This is a genomic window from Vibrio sp. Vb0304 (assembly GCF_033338995.1).
Lineage (GTDB): Bacteria > Pseudomonadota > Gammaproteobacteria > Enterobacterales > Vibrionaceae > Vibrio > Vibrio alginolyticus.
Genome location: NZ_JAWOTT010000110.1, coordinates 1 through 1492 on the forward strand (window position 1 = coordinate 1; position 1492 = coordinate 1492).

Annotated in this window: 1 protein-coding gene; it reads left to right on the plus strand. The window is 51.7% G+C overall.

Annotation, left to right across the window (positions count from 1 at the left end; all coding sequences use genetic code 11):
* On the plus strand, positions 1-1492 hold a 1492-nt coding region (locus tag R7P35_RS24205; protein ID WP_318092868.1), incomplete at both ends, for a tandem-95 repeat protein.

The following is a 1492-nucleotide window of genomic DNA, read 5'->3' on the forward strand; positions in this document are numbered from 1 at the left end:
GCAACAGCAACATTCAAGTGGCGATCGTCAATGGGATTGCTACGTTCACTCCAACCGCAGACTGGAACGGCTCAGAAGCGTTGACGTTTACCGCCACCGATCCAGGCGGTGAAAGCGTTAGCCAAACGGTGAACTTCACAGTTGCGCCTGTGGCGGACATCGTGGCAGACAGCGCGACAGTTGTGGAAGACACGCCGACCATCATCAAGGTTTTAGGTAACGATACGTTCGAAGGTAACGACAAAGTGGTGTCGCTGGATAGCAATAACGGTCCAGCCAACGGCACGGTCTCGGTCAACCCGGACGGCAGCGTCACTTACACGCCAAACGACAACTTCCACGGGGCAGACAGCTTTACCTACATCGTTACCTCCGGTGGGGTATCGGAGTTCACCACGGTGAACGTCGATGTCACACCAGTCAACGATGCACCAGTGGCGACCAATGACAATGCCGTTACTGACGAAGACACGCCAGTGACGATTGATGTCCTGCCAAACGACACCGACATTGATGGTGATACGCTGTCTATCCAATCGGCGTCCGTACCTGAAGCGCAAGGCACAGTCGAGATTGTTGACGGCAAACTGGTGTTCACACCGGCCGAGGACTTCCATGGTGATGCTGAAATCACTTACACCGTGACCGATGGTGCACTGACCGACCAAGCGAAGGTGGCCGTTACCGTTAACCCAGTAAACGATGCGCCAACCATCAAGGTCGATGCTGTAGAAAGTATCACTGAAGACGCAGTGAGTACCGATACGGTAGTGGCAACATTGGAAGTCGCTGATACAGATACGCCAGAAGAGCAATTAACCGTTTCTTTAGAAAACAACTCAAACGGCTACTTTGCGCTAGTTGGCGATGAAGTCAAACTGACTCAAGCGGGTGTTGACGCGGTTAACAACGACGAACTTAACCTTAAAGACCTAACGATCAGCGCATCAGTATCGGATGGTGTTAATCCAACGGTTAGCGACAGTGATAGTTTGATTGTGAATCGCGTTAACGATGCACCAACAGTCGATAATGTGATTTCAGATCAAGTGTTAGCAGAAGATTTTACGATCTACACGATTGATTTAAACGACGCATTTAAAGACAGCGACTCCGCACTGAACTTCTCAGTGTCCGGCAACAGCAACGTGTTGGTGTCGATTGAAAATGGCATTGCGACCATTAGCCCAACGGCAGACTGGAACGGCTCAGAAGCATTGACCTTTACTGCTACCGATCCAAGCGGTGAAAGCGTCAGCCAAACGGTGAACTTCACAGTTGCGCCTGTGGCGGACATCGTGGCAGACAAAGCGACGGTTGTGGAAGACACGCCGACCATCATTAACGTCCTAGGTAACGACACATTTGAAGGCAGCGACAAAGTGGTGTCGCTGGATACCAATCACGGTCCAGCGAACGGCACGGTCTCGGTCAACCCGGATGGCAGCGTCACTTACACGCCGAATGACAACTACCACGGTACAGACAGCTT